This is a genomic window from Bradyrhizobium sp. UFLA01-814 (genome assembly GCF_046718885.1).
GTDB classification, from domain to species: Bacteria; Pseudomonadota; Alphaproteobacteria; order Rhizobiales; family Xanthobacteraceae; genus Bradyrhizobium; species Bradyrhizobium elkanii.
In genome coordinates, this window is record NZ_JAQOSR010000039.1 from 22,617 (window position 1) to 36,455 (window position 13,839).

Here is a 13,839-nt window from a genome sequence, read left to right on the forward strand (position 1 = left end):
CAAGGCAGGTGTAACCCATGGCAAGTGACATTCTGATTGTCGACGACGAAGCTGACATTCGCGACCTCGTTGCGGGTATTCTGGACGATGAGGGGTTTTCCACGCGCACCGCGCGCGACAGCGATTCGGCGCTCGCCGAGATCGCCAACCGCCGGCCCAACCTGGTCTTCCTCGACATCTGGCTGCAGGGCTCCAAGCTCGACGGCCTGCAGCTGCTCGAGCAGATCAAGAAGGACAATGCCGATCTGCCCGTCGTGATGATCTCGGGCCATGGCAACATCGAGACCGCCGTCGCCGCGATCAAGCGCGGCGCCTATGACTTCATCGAGAAGCCGTTCAAGTCGGATCGGCTGATCCTGGTCGCGACCCGGGCGCTGGAAACCTCGCGGCTCCGCCGTGAGGTGAAGGAACTCAAGCAACTGGCACCTGCGGCGAGCGTCCTGACCGGCCGCTCGGCCTGCATGAACCAGCTGCGCCAGACCATTGACCGCGCCGCCAAGGCCAACAGCCGCATCCTGATCGTCGGTCCTTCCGGCGCCGGCAAGGAGCTTGCCGCGCGCACGTTGCACCATGCCTCCGGGCGCGCCGAAGGGCCGTTCGTGGTGATCAATGCGGCCGCAATCACGCCGGAGCGCATGGAGATCGAGCTGTTCGGCATCGAGGGATCGAACGGTGAACAGCAGCGCAAGGCCGGCGCGCTCGAGGAGGCGCATGGCGGTACGCTGTTCATCGACGAGATCGCGGACATGCCCCGCGAGACCCAGAACAAGATTCTGCGCGTGCTGGTCGATCAGACCTTCCAGCGCCAGGGCGGCACCAGCAAGGTCCATGTCGACGTCCGCATCATCTCCTCGACCGCGCGCAATCTCGAGGAGGAGATCGCAGCGGGCCGCTTCCGCGAGGACCTCTATCATCGCCTCTCGGTGGTGCCGATCCGGGTGCCGCCGCTGTCGGAGCGGCGCGAGGACATCCCCGAGCTGATCGACTATTTCATGGACCAGATCTCGGCCGCCACCGGCTTGCCGAAGCGGCAGATCGGGCAGGACGCGATGGCGGTGCTGCAGTCGCATGTCTGGCCGGGCAACGTCCGCCAGCTCCGCAACAATGTCGAGCGGGTGATGATCCTGGCCGGCGGCGGGCCGGAGGCGATCATCACCGCCGACATGCTGCCGCAGGACGTCGGCTCGATGGTGCCTGCGATGCCGACCTCCAACAATGGCGAGCACATCATGGGCCTGCCGTTGCGCGAGGCGCGCGAGGTGTTCGAGCGCGACTATCTGATCGCCCAGATCAGCCGCTTCTCCGGCAATATCTCGCGCACCGCGGAGTTCGTCGGCATGGAGCGCTCGGCGCTGCATCGCAAGCTGAAGGCGCTCGGGGTCGGCTGACCCCGGCGCGGCAGGCCGGCAGTCCGCCGGCGGCTCGGAGCGAAGCCCCGGCGGTCACCCGCCGGGGAGCCGACAGCCGGCTCTCGGCGGCGGTTTGGATCGATCGGCGGGGCGAGGGTGGGGCCGGTACAACCGGGGATTTATCCACTCTCCACGAGAATATTCGTCTCTTTCCCCGCAGTTTCTTAGAATTGCCACCGTGTTCCTACCGACTGCACCGCGAACTGGCTTGCCTAAAAACCGCGCGTAGCCTCTAATCCTACCGCTATGCCTGCCGGAGGGGGATCTCGTGGCAGGTGGGCAGCCGGAGGAGGCTCCGTCAGAGAGCAGCAACCGGTTCAATAAAAAAGAAGCACAAGCTTGCGGGACAAAAACAATGGCGGCAGACCGCGCACAAAATCTACAAGACACCTTCCTTAATCACGTTCGTAAAACCAAGACGCCACTGACGATATTTCTGGTCAACGGAGTAAAGCTGCAGGGCATTGTCACATGGTTCGACAATTTCTGCTTGCTGTTGCGGCGCGACGGCCACTCGCAGCTTGTCTACAAGCACGCGATCTCGACCATCATGCCCGGAGCTCCGATTCAGTTGTTCGAAGGTGGTGAGGACGCACCGGCTTGAGAGTGAACTGATTGGAACCCTTCAATCGTGAAGGGGGCGCCGACCGGACCAAGTCTAGGCCCGGGTCGGCGGGGAGCGGCAGCACCGGGCGGGTGATCGTCATCGGCCCGTACCTGCGCACGCGCCGTGGCGACGGCGATGCGCAAACAGATTCGTCTGTCCGCGACTATGAAGCGCGGATCGAGGAAGCCGCCGGCCTCGCCGGTGCGATCGACCTCACTGTGGTGGACTCCGTCATCGCGCCGATCAGCCAGATCCGGCCTGCGACCTATCTCGGCAAGGGCAAGGTCGAGGAGATCAACGGGCTCGTCGCCAGCAACGAGGTCGAGCTCGTGGTGATGGATTGCGCGCTGTCGCCGATCCAGCAGCGCAATCTCGAGAAGGCCTGGAGCACCAAGGTGCTCGACCGCACCGGCCTGATCCTGGAAATCTTCGGCCGCCGCGCCAAGACCAAGGAAGGCGCGCTGCAGGTCGAGCTCGCCCATCTCAACTACCAGCGCAGCCGCCTGGTGCGGTCCTGGACCCATCTCGAGCGGCAGCGCGGCGGCTTCGGCTTCATGGGCGGTCCCGGCGAAACCCAGATCGAGGCCGACCGCCGCCTGATCAGCGAGCGCATCACCAAGCTCGAAGGCGAGTTGAAGAAAGTGCAGGCGACGCGGCGGCTGCATCGCGCCGGCCGCCAGCGCGTGCCGTACCGCGTGGTGGCGCTGGTCGGCTACACCAATGCCGGCAAATCGACGCTGTTCAACCGCCTGACCCGCGCCGACGTGCAGGCCGCGGACATGCTGTTCGCGACGCTCGACCCGACCCTGCGCGCGCTCAACCTGCCGCATGGCGGCAAGGCGATGCTGTCGGACACGGTCGGCTTCATCTCCAATCTGCCGACCCAGCTCGTGGCCGCGTTCCGCGCCACGCTGGAAGAGGTGCTGGAAGCCGACATCATCCTGCATGTCCGCGACATCTCCCATGAGGACGCGGAGGCGCAGGAGCGTGACGTCGAGGCGGTGTTGCGCCAGCTCGGCATTGACCCCGACGCCGACGGCGGTCAGCGTATCATTGAGGTCTGGAACAAGATCGACCGCTTCGATCCCGAGGAGCGGGACAATTTGCGCAATATCGCCGCGCGCCGTCCGCCGGAGCGGCCATGCTTCCTGGTTTCGGCCGCAACAGGCGAGGGGATAGATGCGCTGCTCGCCGCGATCGAGGATCGCCTCGCGGCCAAGCGCTCGACGCTCAATCTCTCGATCGACGCCTCCGATGGCGCCGGCATCAGCTGGCTGCACCGCAATGCCGAGGTCCTGAACAAGGAGCTGCATGGCGAGCGCTTCGACATGACGGTGCGCGTCGACGAGACCAAGCGCGACATCGTGATGAGCCGGTTCGCGGCCGTTCCCCACGAGGCGTAAGCCCTCGAAGACGGTCCCTGCAATCTTCCGAAATATGACGATGCCGTGACGTTGCGGGCGCCGATGCGCCTGCGACGCAGCGTCGCACTTTCTGTTTGAAATCCGCGCCGCCTTGGTTCATTGCGCTGCAAGACGCAAAGCCGAGGCCGATCGATGCAGGACACCAGCGAAACCCTCACCCACGACACGGTCGCCGGCCAGAACGGTGATCTTGCCCATGTCCGCGCGCCCGAGATCGTCGATGCGCTCAACGCCCGCGAGCCCGCGGATGCCGCCAAGCTGCTGCGATCGCTGCCCGCCGAGAAGGCGATCGAGGTGCTCGACTTGCCCGGGCTCGACAACACCTGCGAGATCCTCGCCGAGCTGCCGAAAGACACCGCGGTCTCGCTGCTGTCGGGCGTCTCCGACGACCGTGCCGCCGATATCTTCAAGGAGCTGGTCGAGCCGCTGCGCACCACGCTGCTGAACGGGCTCAATCCGGAGACCCGCAACGTCATCTCGGGGCTATTGGCCTATCCTGAGCGCAGCGCCGGCAGCATCATGACGACCGAATTCGTCAGCGTGCCCTCGAGCTGGACCATCGCGGAGGTCCTGCATCACATCCGCATGGTCGAGCGCACCCGCGAGACCGTCTACTCGATCTTCGTGATCGACCCGGTCAAGAAGACCCTGATCCAGGCCGTGCCGCTGCGCCGCCTGATCTCGGGCGATCCGCACGCCAATGTGCTGACCGCGGCGCCGGCGCGGAAGCCGCTGATGATCTCGCCGGAGGCCGACCGCATGGAGGCGGCGCGGCTGATCTCGCGCTACGATCTGCTTGCCGTCGCGGTCGTCGACGGCCCCGGCCATATCCTCGGCATCGTCACGGTCGACGACGTCATCGACGCCATCGTCGAGGAATCCACCGAGGATGCCCAGAAGTTCGGCGGCATGGAAGCGATCGACGAGCCGTATTTGCGGATCGGTTTCGGCGAGATGATCAAGAAGCGCGCCGGCTGGCTGTGCGCGCTGTTCCTGTCGGAAATGCTGACCGCGACCGCGATGCAGTCGTACCAGAGCGAGCTCGAGAGGGCGATCGTCCTGACGCTGTTCATCCCGCTGATCATGAGCTCGGGCGGCAATTCCGGCTCACAGGCCACCTCGCTCCTGATCCGCTCGCTGGCCTTGCACGAGGTGCGGCTGCGCGACTGGTGGCGTGTCGCCGTGCGCGAACTGCCGACCGGTATCGTGCTCGGCGCCATTCTCGGCCTGATCGGCATCATCAGGATCACGCTCTGGCAGACGCTCGGCCTGTTCGATTACGGCCCGCATTGGGTGCTCGTCGCCGCGACCGTCGGTGCCGCACTGGTCGGCATCGTCACGTTCGGATCGCTGTGCGGCTCGATGCTGCCCTTCATCCTCAAGCGCATCGGCTTCGACCCGGCCAGCGCGTCGGCGCCGTTCGTCGCGACACTGGTCGACGTCACCGGCCTCGTGATCTATTTCGGCGTTGCTGCGGTGATCCTGCGCGGGACGTTGTTGTAGGCTGAGCCGGCGCCCTCAACCTCGGTGTCGTCCCTGCGAAAGCAGGGACCCATAACCACCGGCCGTCGTTATTGAGCTCGGTCGCAGTTGTTCAGCGCAACCAAGCTTGGCGGTGAATTGCGCGGTACTGGTATCGCTAACCTATCGTTAGATCACGCGGTATGGGTCCCTGCTTTCGCAGGGACGACAGCGGTCTTTGCTTCGTTCCACAATGCATCCATCTCCTCCAGCGATGCCCGCTCCAGCGAACGCCCCTTCGCCGCCAGCGCCTTCTCAATATAGGCAAAGCGCCGCTCGAACTTGGCGTTGGTCGCACGTAGCGCGGTTTCCGGATCGGCATCGACGTGGCGGGCGAGGTTGACCAGCGCGAACATCAGGTCGCCGGTTTCCTCCGCGATCTCCACCTTGTCGTTGCGGTCGAGCGCGGCTTCGATCTCGTCGGCCTCCTCGCGGATCTTGGCGAGCACCGCGCGCGGGTCGTTCCAGTCGAAGCCGACGGTGGACGCCTTCCGCTGCAACTCCATCGCGCGCGTCAGGGCAGGCAGGCCCACTTTCACGCTCGCCAGCAGCGATTTGTGCGCGGTGTCTTCGGGCGGCCGCCGCGCGGCGCGCTCGGCCTTCTCCTCGGCCTTGATCCGTTCCCAGGCGCTCTTGACGCCGGCCGGCTGGATGTTGCCGTCCTTGTCGGCAAAGACATGCGGGTGACGGCGGATCATCTTCCTGGTGATCGCCTCGACCACATCGCCAAACGCGAACGCGTTCTGCTCCTCGGCCATCCTGGCGTGATAGACCACCTGCAACAGCAGGTCGCCGAGCTCCTCGCGCAAATCGTCGAGATCGCCGCGCGTGATCGCATCCGCAACCTCATAGGCCTCCTCGATCGTGTAGGGCGCGATGGTCTCGAAATTCTGCACGAGGTCCCATGGGCAGCCGGTCACCGGCGTGCGCAGCGCAGCCATGATCTCGATCAGGCGGGAAATGTCGCGGGAAGGGGTCATGGAGCACCGCTGTATGAGAGGTATGGCCGTTATGCCAAATCGGCCCTGTCGATCCCAGCAAAACACGCCGGAAACACGGCACTGTCCACGGATTGGCCACGGCGCCGTCAGGTGCTAAATCGCGTTCCATGACCGATCAGAACGCGTCCGACACCGCGCTGGTGCTGTTTTCCGGCGGCCAGGATTCCACCACGTGCCTTGCCTGGGCCTTGTCGCGCTTTGCGCGCGTCGAGATGCTCGGCTTCACCTACGGCCAGCGCCACGCAATCGAGCTCGATTGCCGGGACCACCTGCTGGCCGGGATCAAGCGGGTTCGGCCGGAATGGTCCGCGAAACTCGGCGACAGCCACACGCTTGATATCCCGACGCTGTCGGAGATTTCCGACACCGCGCTGACCCGCGACGTCGCGATCGAAATGGGCGCAGACGGCTTGCCGAACACCTTCGTGCCCGGCCGCAACCTCGTGTTCCTCACCTTCGCTGGGGCGCTGGCCTATCGGCGCGGCATCCGCCACATCATCGGCGGCATGTGCGAGACCGACTATTCCGGTTACCCGGATTGCCGCGACGAGACCATCAAGGCATTGCAGTCCGCGCTCAATCTCGGCATGGCCAGGGATTTCGAGCTGCACACGCCGCTGATGTGGCTCGACAAGGCCGCGACCTGGCGACTCGCGCACGAGCTCGGCGGAGCAGGGCTGGTCGACCTGATCCGCGAGCACTCGCACACCTGCTATCTCGGCGAACGCGGCGCGCAACACGATTGGGGCTATGGCTGCGGCGAATGCCCGGCCTGCAGCCTGCGGGCCAAGGGCTGGCGGGAATATGTTGCTCAGGGTGGCCCGTAACAGTGGGCTGATAGCCGTCCGCAGGGGCGCACTGCCAAAATATCGAAAACAACCCCATGCAAAGGAGTCGGCGGCTGCCGTTCGACACCGCAACTTGACACGTCGGGCAACTCAGCGGTACTCTTCTATTATCCAGAAATAGTGCAGTGCGGCTCGAATCGCAAACCCATCCTCATCGTCGTCCCGGCGAAGGCCGGGACCCATAACCACAAATGGTCTTTGTTGAGCGATGGTGGAACGACGAGTCGCGTTCACACAATATTCGCTGCGGAGTATGGGTCCCTGCTTTCGCAGGGACGACAGCTGTGAATGCGGCGCGATCTGGTGCTACGGCGGAAACGCGCCGCTACGCGAAATCCCCCGGCGTCAGCACGATCGGCTGGCCGTGCGGGGTGCGGTCGGCGGCGTGGTCCCAGGCGTCGCGGTAGCGGTGCAGTGTCTCATGCGTCGTGACGCCCTTGGCGGCCACGAGGTGCTCCAGGGTTGCCAGCCAATGCTGGTAATAGGTCTCGCCGGTGTCGGGATCGCCGGCAGCCTGCGCGCGCTTGATCTGGTCGGCGAGCGCGGCGGCCCATTCGGTCCAGGTGAACACGCCGCGGTCATGCAGGCTCAACGCCATGGCGAACGCCTGCGCCTCCCAGGGGGCGCGGAATACCGGGCCGTCCTGATCGCGGGCAATGCTGGAGACGGCGCTGGTGGCGCGCGCGGCGGCACCGGCATCCATCAGACGGCCTCCAGATACGGCTCGAACGCGTCGATCGAGACCTTGATGGTCGGATCGGAGTCCGGTCCCCACAGCTCGCGTCCGTCGAACACGACGGTGTACAGCCACTGCGGATGTTCGCCGGCGTCGTTGGCCACTGTATCGGGAAACACGTGACAGCCATGATCGCGCTCGATCACCCCGACGTGACCGCGCACGTAGCGCGGCAGCCGCGTGTGCGTGGCAGGATGGATGTTCTTCGCCCGCACCCGATCGCCGGCCTTGAATTTCGCAGGTCCTGGCGCGGCGCGGCCGAACTTGCCGCGCACCATGATGCGCTCGATGTCGGCCACCGAGAACTTGCCGTGCTTGAGCGCTTTCGCCGGCGCGACGGCATGTCCGGCAGCAACGTCGTCCCTGGAGATATAGCCCTTGTCGAGCAGCAAAGCTTCCAGCCCGAGCAGCCATTTCCTGTAGTAGGAGCTCGACAGATAGACCTGCGGGGGCAGGGTCTCGCGATAGAAGCGCGAGGCGTCGATGTTGAAGGCGCCGGCCGCGCCCATCGCACGGACCATGGCGAGCACCCGGGATTCCCATTCCTCATGGAACATCGGCTCGTTCGGCTCGGGCTCGACCTTGCCGAACCCGTCCATGCCGCCCATGTCGTGGACGCCGTTCATGACGGCGCCCCCGGCTTTTTGGGAAAGCCGGTACCGATCATGGAATCGCGCGTCACCAGCTCGGCGAGCTGGTCTTCGCTCCAGCCCTCGGTGCCTTCGGGCCGCATCGGCAGCACCAGGAAGCGCGTCTCCGCGGTCGAATCCCAGACCCGGATTTCCGTCTCCTTCGGCAGGCTGACGCCGAAATCGGCGAGCACGCCGCGCGGATCCTTGACTGCGCGCGAGCGGTACGGCGAGGCCTTGTACCAGACCGGCGGCAGCCCCAGCATTTCCCAGGGATAACAGGAGCACAATGTGCAGACGACCATGTTGTGGCGGCCGGGCGTGTTCTCGATCGCGACCAGATGGTCGCCGACCCGGCTGACATGGCCGAGGGTGCCGACCGCCTTGCTGGCATCCTCGAGCAGCGCCTTCTTGAAGGCGGGATCGGTCCAGGCCTTGGCGACGACCCGGGCGCCGTTATGCGGGCCGATCTTGGTCTCGTAGGCCTGCACGATGGCGTCGAGCGCGGCAGCCTCGACATAGCCCTTCTCGGTCAGGATCGATTCCAGCGCACGGACGCGCAGTTCGGTCTCCGACAGTTCGGAATGGTCGTGATCGTGGTGGTGATGATCATGTTCGCTCATGCCCACAGAATAGGCGAAACCGTCGTGCTATGTCGAGGCAGGCAGTACACAAGAATGCGAGCGGGGAGGTATGCGTGGTTGATGATGTGACGATCGAGAAGGGGCTCGGACCGGAGGGACGGATCGCGGTGGTACGGTTCGACCGCGGCGACGGTATCAACGCGCTGTCGCCGGAGGCGCTGCGGCAGCTGACCGACGCGGCGCGCAGTTTCGAGGACGATGGCGAGACCTCGGTGGTGGTGCTGACCGGCGGCGCCAAATCGTTCAGCGCCGGCTTCGACCTCAAGGATGCCGAAGGGCGTTCGCGCCAGACCATGGACATGGGCGCGCTGCGCCGGCACCTGAAGCTCGGGCCGCGGCTGACGCGCGCCTGGCAGGACATCGAGCAGGTCACGATCGGCGCGATCGAGGGGTTTTGCGTCGGCGGCGGCGTGGCACTCGTGGTCGCGCTGGATTTCCGCGTCATGGCGCGCGACGCGCATATGCGGGTGCCGGAAATCGCGCTCGGCATGAACATGAGCTGGCAGAGCGTGCCGCGCATGCTGCATCTGATGGGACCGGCGCGCACCAAGCAGGCGGTGATCCTGGCCGACGACCGGATCTCGGCCGAGGAGGCCTACGAATGGGGCCTGGTGGAGCAGGTGACCGATCCTGGAAAGTCATATGAAGCCGCGATGGCGCTCGCGGCCAAGGTCGCCGCCCAGCCGCCGATCTCGGTCGCGATGACCAAGCTGACGGTCAACCGTCTGGCACATGCGCTCGACGATCTCGCCAGCCACATGGACCTCGACCAGTTCGCCCTGGCGAGCCTGACCGAGGATCACAAGGAAGGCGTCGCGGCCTTCCTCGGACGGCGGAAGCCGCGCTTCAAGGGGCGCTGATGCGTGTCGTTCAAGAGTCCTTCCAGCTTCGCAATGGCGAAGGCCCTGACGCCGGGCCGGTGCGTCAGGGCCTTTGCGGTGCGGAGACGACCCCAGCACCTTTCAGGGCCTGGGAGCCGACGTTGGGGTCATCCGCCTGCACCGTTGTCGAGGTCGAGCAGACAGCGAATAGCATGCGCCCATCGCCGGTGTTCGCATTTGCATATGTGAATCGCGCCTCTCGTCGATCCTATGTTCCCGAGATCAAGGCTGCGCAGTGGCGAGCGATGGTTGCCTCTTCGTTTGTTGCGATGACGAGCACGTCCACTGAACTGTCCTCGCGAGCAATGTGCAGCTGCGCTGCGGTGTTCGCGGATGGGTCGAGCTGGACACCCAGCCATCCCAGTCGCTCGCAGACCTGGATGCGAATTTCGCTCGCGTGCTCACCGATACCGCCGGTGAACACCAGGCATTCCAATCCGCCCAGCGTGCCAGCCATCGCGGCGACTTGTTGCGCGATGCGGAACGTGAAGAGGTCGACCGCTTCCTTCGCGGCGGGCTCCTGGCTTGCGAGCAGGACACGCATGTCGGAGGACAGGCCCGAAACGCCGAGCAGCCCCGATTGGTGATAAAGCAGCTGCTCAAGGTCGTCGACCGACATGCCGTTCTGCTGCTGGAGGTAGAGCAGAACGCCCGGATCGATCGTCCCGCAACGGGTCCCCATGACCAGGCCGTCGAGAGGCGTCAGCCCCATCGTGGTGTCGATGCTCCGGCCGCTCCGCATGGCGCAGAGGCTTGCGCCATTGCCGAGATGCGCCACCACGGTGCGCTTCGAGGAAAGCTCCGGCGAGATGTCGGCGAGGCGGCCTGCGACATATTCAAAGGAGAGACCATGAAAGCCGTAGCGCCGAATGCCGGCGCGTTCGAGATGTCTCGGGATCGCAAGCCGATTGACGGGCGGCGCGAGGCCATGATGGAACGACGTGTCGAAGCAGGCGACCTGCATCAGTTCCGGCCGGATCGCGCTGATTGCCCGGATTGGCGTCAGGCAGCGAGGCTGATGCAGCGGCGCCAGCGGGCTCAGGGCGTCGAGGGCGGCAAGCACCGTCGGATTGACTTCGACCGGTCGCGGAAATTCGCGGCCGCCGTGCACGACGCGATGCCCGACGGCACGCAGCTGCTGGCCAAGATGATGTTCGATCCGTGCCAGGACGGCGGCAAACAGCCGATCGGGCGACGCATCTGGCTCGGCTTGCTCCAACGCGAACGACGCGCGGCCGGCCGGATCGGTGAAGACCAATCGCGACGCGCCCTCGTGCTCATCGATCTGTGCCTTGCAGAGCAGCGTGGGATCGGCATGCGAAGCATCGAAAAGGCCGAACTTGATGCTCGACGAGCCGGAGTTGACGACCAGAACCGCGCCGGAAGTAGGCATGACTCAACCGCCGGATTCAGCAGGTGTGTCGCCGCTTGTGCTGCTCGGCCAGACCCAGTCTCGAACCTCCGGCATGTCCTCGCCATGCTCGCGCACATATCGCGCATGCGCGATCAAGGCATCCCGGTATCCTTGCTTGATCTGCGCGGCCTTGGTGGCGAGCCCCGGCACGCGCTCGATCGCCTCGCTCGCGAGATGATAGCGGTCTAGTCCATTGAGAACGACCATGTCGAAAGGTGTGGTCGTCGTGCCTTCCTCGACAAAGCCGCGCACGTGCATGTTGTCGTGATTGGCCCGGCCATAGGTGAGCCGGTGGATGAGATAAGGGTAGCCGTGGTAGGCAAAGATGACGGGGCGATCGCGCGTGAACAGGCTGTCGAAGTCGCGATCGCTGAGGCCATGAGGGTGCTGTTGCCTCGGCTGCAGCGTCATCAGGTCGACGACGTTGACCACGCGGATCTTGAGGTCGGGGAGGGCCGTGTGCAGCAGATCAACGGCGGCGAGCGTCTCCAGCGTTGGAACGTCACCCGCGCAAGCCATCACGACATCCGGCTCGCTGGTGGGATCCTCGGTTCCGGCCCACGTCCAGATGCCAATGCCGGCATCGCAATGGGTGGCTGCGTCCTGCATCGAAAGCCATTGCGCGGACGGTTGTTTGCCGGCGACGATGACATTGATCCGATCGTAGGTCCGCAGGCAGTGGTCGGCGACCCACAGCAGCGTGTTGGCGTCGGGCGGGAAATAGACCCGGACGATGTCGGCTTTCTTGTTGGTGACCAGATCGACAAAGCCGGGATCCTGGTGGCTGAAGCCGTTGTGATCCTGGCGCCAGACATGCGACGTCAGCAGGTAATTGAGCGAGGCGATCGAACGCCGCCACGGCAATTGACGCGAGACCTTCAGCCATTTTGCGTGCTGGTTGAACATTGAATCCACGATGTGGATGAACGCTTCATAGCAGGAGAAGAAGCCATGGCGTCCGGTCAATAGATAGCCCTCCAGCCAGCCCTGGCAGAGGTGCTCGCTGAGGACTTCCATAACACGGCCGTCTTGAGCGAGATGGACATCATACGGCTCGGTCGGCTCCATCCAAACCCGGTCCGTGGCTTCGAATACGGCATCCAGCCGGTTCGAGGAGGTTTCGTCAGGCCCCATGATGCGGAAATTTCCGGCATCGGCATTCAGCTTGAGGACATCGCGCAGGTATTTTCCGAGCTCGTGGGTCGCTGCGGCGACTGTCTGACCCGGCTGTTTTACCTCGACGGCAAATGCGCGATAGTCCGGCAGCCGGAGCTCACGTTTCAGAACGCCGCCATTGGCGTGTGGATTGGCGCCCATCCGGCGGTTCGCGGTCGGAGCGAGGGCCTGGAGCTCCGGGATCAGCGCACCATTCTTGTCGAACAGCTGCTCGGGATGGTAGCTGCGCATCCAGTCTTCAAGCAGCCTGAGATGCGCTGGGTTGTCGCGGACTTGCGCGACCGGCACCTGGTGCGCGCGCCAAAAGCCCTCGACTTTGAGCCCGTCGACCTCCTTCGGACCGGTCCAGCCCTTTGGACTGCGCAGCACGATCATCGGCCAGCGCGGCCGCTCCGATCGTTTGCTGCCGCGCGCCTCTGTTTGGATCTTGTGAATGGCTGCAAGCGCCTCGTCCATGGCAGCGGCCATGGCGCGATGCATCGGCATCGGATCGTCGCCCTCGACGAAGAGCGGCTCATGTCCGTAGCCGCGAAAGAGGTTGCGGATTTCCTCGTCGCCCATCCGCCCTAGCACCGTCGGATTGGCGATCTTGTAGCCGTTGAGATGCAGGATCGGCAGCACCGCGCCGTCGCGCGCGGGATTCAGGAACTTGTTCGAGTGCCACGATGCAGCCAGCGGACCGGTTTCCGCCTCGCCATCGCCGACGACGCAGGTCACGATCAGGTCCGGATTGTCGAACGCCGCGCCATAGGCGTGGACCAGCGAATAGCCGAGTTCGCCACCCTCATGGATGGAGCCGGGCGTTTCCGGTGCCGCGTGGCTTGGAATACCGCCGGGGAAGGAAAACTGCCGGAACAGTTTGCGCAGACCGTCCCTGTCTCGGCCGACATCGGGATAGATCTCGCTATAGGTGCCTTCGAGATATGTGTTCGCCACCATGCCCGGACCGCCATGTCCGGGACCGCAAACGTAGATGACGTTGAGATCGAGCGCGCGAATGACCCGGTTGAGATGGGCATAGACGAAATTCAAGCCCGGCGTGGTACCCCAATGGCCGAGCAGGCGGGGCTTGATGTGTTCCTTGCGCAGCGGCTCGCTGAGCAGCGGATTGTCGAGAAGATAGATCTGGCCGACCGAAAGGTAATTGGCGGCGCGCCAGTAGCGGTCGAGCAGGTCGAGATTGCTGGCGGTCGTTTTTTGTTCGATCGTTGCTTTCATGGAGCCAACTCCTCCCCAAAACTATCAAGACAACTACAGGTTGATCCGGCCGGTGATGATCGTGCTCGACCCATGGCGAGGCGGGGCGGGACGCCAGGCAGAGATATCCGCGGCGGTTCTCGGCTGATGCATTGCGTTCGCTGGCTCCAACCGCAGGCGCCGACCCTCGTTCCTTCGTTTGCCGCCTTGGAGCGGCGCGCCCGCTGTAGCCTAGCGGTGACGGCGACCGGTTTGGTCTTCGACATCGGCAAACGAGGCATCTCCGAGCGAGATCATTGATCTCTCATATGTAAATGCCGGAACCAGGCAGAGAGATGACAAGCGGCTGCTG

At 64.6% G+C, this 13,839-nt stretch carries 12 protein-coding genes; 6 read left to right on the plus strand and 6 right to left on the minus strand.

The features are described from left to right. Positions 1–17 precede the first annotated feature (17 nt). The 4 genes from PMN64_RS14355 to mgtE all read left to right on the plus strand — a co-directional run bounded on the left by PMN64_RS14355 (position 18) and on the right by mgtE (position 4,943). Complete coding sequence (locus tag PMN64_RS14355) at positions 18–1,388, plus strand: sigma-54-dependent transcriptional regulator (RefSeq protein ID WP_018271700.1); 1,371 nt, start codon at positions 18–20, stop codon at positions 1,386–1,388. 376 nt (positions 1,389–1,764) lie between these two features. Then, positions 1,765–2,013: an RNA chaperone Hfq gene (gene hfq, locus PMN64_RS14360; RefSeq protein WP_006020546.1), complete on the plus strand. Its 249-nt coding sequence runs from the start codon at positions 1,765–1,767 to the stop codon at positions 2,011–2,013. 11 nt (positions 2,014–2,024) lie between these two features. After that, positions 2,025–3,419 carry a GTPase HflX gene (hflX, locus tag PMN64_RS14365; protein ID WP_028339784.1) on the plus strand — a complete coding sequence of 465 codons (1,395 nt, stop codon included), beginning with the start codon at positions 2,025–2,027 and terminating at the stop codon, positions 3,417–3,419. A gap of 153 nt (positions 3,420–3,572) precedes the next feature. After that, positions 3,573–4,943, plus strand: a complete 1,371-nt coding sequence (gene mgtE / locus PMN64_RS14370; RefSeq protein WP_411781135.1) for a magnesium transporter — start codon at positions 3,573–3,575, stop codon at positions 4,941–4,943. 152 nt (positions 4,944–5,095) lie between these two features. Here the strand turns inward: mgtE and mazG are convergent, their stop codons facing one another. Next, positions 5,096–5,941, minus strand: a complete 846-nt coding sequence (gene mazG / locus PMN64_RS14375) for a nucleoside triphosphate pyrophosphohydrolase (protein ID WP_411781136.1) — start codon at positions 5,939–5,941, stop codon at positions 5,096–5,098. Positions 5,942–6,069: 128 nt separating this feature from the next. Here mazG and queC point away from each other — a divergent pair, with 128 nt between their 5' ends. Beyond that, positions 6,070–6,789 (plus strand): 7-cyano-7-deazaguanine synthase QueC, encoded by a 720-nt coding sequence (queC, locus tag PMN64_RS14380; protein ID WP_411781137.1) that lies wholly within the window; start codon positions 6,070–6,072, stop codon positions 6,787–6,789. A 346-nt stretch (positions 6,790–7,135) separates the two neighbouring features. Here the strand turns inward: queC and PMN64_RS14385 are convergent, their stop codons facing one another. The 3 genes from PMN64_RS14385 to nthA are packed head-to-tail and all read right to left on the minus strand — an operon-like array spanning position 7,136 to position 8,798. Continuing rightward, entirely contained in the window at positions 7,136–7,513 is a 378-nt protein-coding gene (locus tag PMN64_RS14385; RefSeq protein ID WP_411781138.1) for a nitrile hydratase accessory protein, read from the minus strand. Continuing rightward, positions 7,513–8,172, minus strand: a complete 660-nt coding sequence (gene nthB / locus PMN64_RS14390) for a nitrile hydratase subunit beta (RefSeq protein ID WP_411781139.1) — start codon at positions 8,170–8,172, stop codon at positions 7,513–7,515. The genes PMN64_RS14385 and nthB overlap by 1 nt, the downstream gene beginning before the upstream one ends. Then, the gene (nthA, locus tag PMN64_RS14395; RefSeq protein ID WP_028344028.1) at positions 8,169–8,798 is read right to left on the minus strand and encodes a nitrile hydratase subunit alpha; all 630 of its coding nucleotides are present in this window, start codon (positions 8,796–8,798) and stop codon (positions 8,169–8,171) included. Before nthA ends, nthB begins: the two co-directional genes overlap by 4 nt. Before the next feature lie 74 nt (positions 8,799–8,872). Between nthA and PMN64_RS14400 the strand changes: the two genes are divergently transcribed. Further along, positions 8,873–9,679 carry an enoyl-CoA hydratase/isomerase family protein gene (locus tag PMN64_RS14400; protein ID WP_411781140.1) on the plus strand — a complete coding sequence of 269 codons (807 nt, stop codon included), beginning with the start codon at positions 8,873–8,875 and terminating at the stop codon, positions 9,677–9,679. 229 nt (positions 9,680–9,908) lie between these two features. Here PMN64_RS14400 and PMN64_RS14405 read toward each other — a convergent pair whose 3' ends face one another. Together PMN64_RS14405 and PMN64_RS14410 are read right to left on the minus strand one after the other, a co-directional pair. Further along, a complete protein-coding gene (locus PMN64_RS14405) occupies positions 9,909–11,093 on the minus strand; it encodes an acetate/propionate family kinase (RefSeq protein WP_411781141.1) in 1,185 nt (394 codons plus the stop codon). 3 nt (positions 11,094–11,096) lie between these two features. After that, positions 11,097–13,508: a phosphoketolase gene (locus PMN64_RS14410; protein WP_411781142.1), complete on the minus strand. Its 2,412-nt coding sequence runs from the start codon at positions 13,506–13,508 to the stop codon at positions 11,097–11,099. Between the last annotated feature and the right edge of the window lie 331 nt (positions 13,509–13,839).

Bases quoted from the DNA above. Each gene is read 5' to 3' on its own strand.
- hfq (WP_006020546.1), top strand. From the start codon at position 1,765: ATGGCGGCAGACCGCGCACAAAATCTACAAGACACCTTCCTTAATCAC.
- PMN64_RS14385 (WP_411781138.1), bottom strand. From the start codon at position 7,513: ATGGATGCCGGTGCCGCCGCGCGCGCCACCAGCGCCGTCTCCAGCATT.
- nthA (WP_028344028.1), bottom strand. From the start codon at position 8,798: ATGAGCGAACATGATCATCACCACCACGATCACGACCATTCCGAACTG.
- mgtE (WP_411781135.1), top strand. From the start codon at position 3,573: ATGCAGGACACCAGCGAAACCCTCACCCACGACACGGTCGCCGGCCAG.
- PMN64_RS14405 (WP_411781141.1), bottom strand. From the start codon at position 11,093: ATGCCTACTTCCGGCGCGGTTCTGGTCGTCAACTCCGGCTCGTCGAGC.
- PMN64_RS14410 (WP_411781142.1), bottom strand. From the start codon at position 13,508: ATGAAAGCAACGATCGAACAAAAAACGACCGCCAGCAATCTCGACCTG.
- mazG (WP_411781136.1), bottom strand. From the start codon at position 5,941: ATGACCCCTTCCCGCGACATTTCCCGCCTGATCGAGATCATGGCTGCG.
- queC (WP_411781137.1), top strand. From the start codon at position 6,070: ATGACCGATCAGAACGCGTCCGACACCGCGCTGGTGCTGTTTTCCGGC.
- PMN64_RS14355 (WP_018271700.1), top strand. From the start codon at position 18: ATGGCAAGTGACATTCTGATTGTCGACGACGAAGCTGACATTCGCGAC.
- nthB (WP_411781139.1), bottom strand. From the start codon at position 8,172: ATGAACGGCGTCCACGACATGGGCGGCATGGACGGGTTCGGCAAGGTC.